This is a genomic window from Skermanella aerolata KACC 11604 (genome assembly GCF_000936425.1).
In the GTDB taxonomy this organism is placed as follows: Bacteria; Pseudomonadota; Alphaproteobacteria; order Azospirillales; family Azospirillaceae; genus Skermanella; species Skermanella aerolata.
Genome location: NZ_AVFK01000144.1, coordinates 1 through 2,055, shown reverse-complemented (window position 1 = coordinate 2,055; position 2,055 = coordinate 1). Strand labels below are relative to the sequence as shown.

Genomic DNA, 2,055 nt, shown 5'->3' with positions numbered 1-2,055 from the left:
CGATGGCAGGGGCGATCTATACCGACCGGGTCATCTGCGGCAAGCGCGGCTTCGAGGTGCTTTATCCCGACCGCTCGACCTTCGGGATGATCTTCGGCTTCCGCGACTACCCGGAACTGGCCCGTCCCGACATCCTGGACAAAATCCTCACCTCCAGGACCCGGTTGGTCATGACGAACTCATTCGTCTACCGATCCGCGGGTGCTGCATCGAACAGGATGTCGCTGAAGCAGCGCCGCATGAGCAATGCCGGCGATCGCGCCGTCTCGCTCCACGAAGGGCTGCACGACGCTCTGGACGACGTCCAGTCCGGCCGCTCGGTCATGGGCGACCACCACTGGAGCCTCGCCGTCCACGCCGACACCCTGCCCGACCTGAACAAGGCGGCCAGCGAGATCAGGAGCATCCTGACCAACACCAGCGTCACCGCCACCACCGAAGCCCTCGGATGCTTCCCGGCCTACTGGTCGCAGATGCCCGGGGCGCCGGAGATCATCAAGGCCCGGCACGGCGACATCAAGCTGATCAACTTCTGCTCCTTCTCCTCGCTGGGCGGATTTCCCCGCGGCGAGAAGCGGCCGCACTGGGGGCGCCCGACGATCCGCCTGCGCACCCAGGGCAACACCGTCCATGACTTTTCACCACACTCCCGCCGCGTCGGCCATACCGTCGGCATCGGCCCGACCGGCTATGGCAAAACATCAACGTGTGGGTTGTTCGACTCCTGTTTGGAACAGAACCTCGTTCCCTACAACGGCGTGTCGATCATCCTCGACAAGGACGGCTCCAACGAACTGAGCGTGCTGGCGCGCGGCGGCTACTATGTCCGGATCCGGCGCGGCCAGGAAAGCGGCATGGCTCCGCTACGAGCATTGCCCGACACCGAGGACGCACGGTCCTGGCTGGAGGAATTCGTCAAGGGCCTGATCATGGCGGACGGCCGGGGCGAGCCGCCGGCCGACCAGGTCAGCCGCCTTCGCCACGCCATCGTCTACGTGATGCGCCGCCCCGCCGAGTTGCGCTCTCTCGCGGGCTTGCGTCAGTTCCTCGATCACGGCAACGACAGCACGGGCGCCCGCCTGGAGCAGTGGTGCCAGGGCGGTTCGCTCGGTTGGGCATTCGATGGCGAGCAGGACCTGATCCGCATGGATGCGGGTGTGGTCGGCATCGACAACACCGAGATCCTGCCCGACGACATGATCACCGTCCGCGCACCGGCGGCGGCCTACCAGCTCTTCCGCATCCGGCAGAAGGCCGGGCGCGGCGTGCGGGCCGCGGTCTATGTCGACGAGGCCGCCTCCTACCTGCCCGATGCCCGTTTCGCCGCCGGGTTCGATGCCTTCTCCCGCGAACTGCGCAAGGGCAACGGCCTGCTCTGGATGATGATCCACCATCCCCAGGACTTCTCCGATCATCCCGTCGGCAAGGCGATCCTGGCCAACTCGCCGACCAAGCTGCTGTTCCCCAATCCCGGCCTCAACGAGGATGTTTACCGCGACGTCCTCAAGTGCTCAGCCGGCGAGATTGACGCCGTCCGTGAAGGGATGCTGGAACTCGGTGAGGGCACCTTCCTGGTGAAGCGTCCCAAAGGCACCTTCATCGCCCGCGCCCGCATCAATCAGCCTGAATTCATCGCTGTTCTCTCCTCCGACCCGAACCGGAGCGCCCTCTGGCACCGCATCGCGGCGGAGAAGAATACCATCGACCCGGATGTCATCTGGGCCGAATACCGCAACCGCTACCTGGAGGCCGAAGCATGAGGAAGCTTCTTCTAGCGACTACCCTGGCCGCTTCGATATCGACGGCGTCCGCGCCGGCGTATGCCTTTGAGATCGTCTATGACCCGTCGCTCTGGATGCAGAACGTCATTCAGTATGTCAAGGAAGGTGCTCACTGGGTCGAGCAGATCGGCTGGTACAAGAGGCAATACGACGTGGCGGATCGCACATGGAATGCCGTGTCCCACGTCACGGATCTCGGCAGCGCCGCCAGCGCGTTGGGCGGGCTGACGCGCAACTTCATGCCGGAAGCCAATGCTATCCCCGAACTGATGCG

The 2,055-nt window shown here is 64.7% G+C and carries 2 protein-coding genes; both read left to right on the top strand.

Features of this window, described 5'->3' with window-relative positions:
- Positions 1-1,760: VirB4 family type IV secretion/conjugal transfer ATPase (locus tag N826_RS38810; RefSeq protein ID WP_052832821.1), on the top strand; the 1,760-nt coding region annotated here is incomplete at its 5' end.
- On the top strand, positions 1,757-2,055 hold a 299-nt coding region (locus N826_RS38805), incomplete at its 3' end, for a hypothetical protein (RefSeq protein ID WP_044437927.1). The genes N826_RS38810 and N826_RS38805, both read left to right, overlap by 4 nt.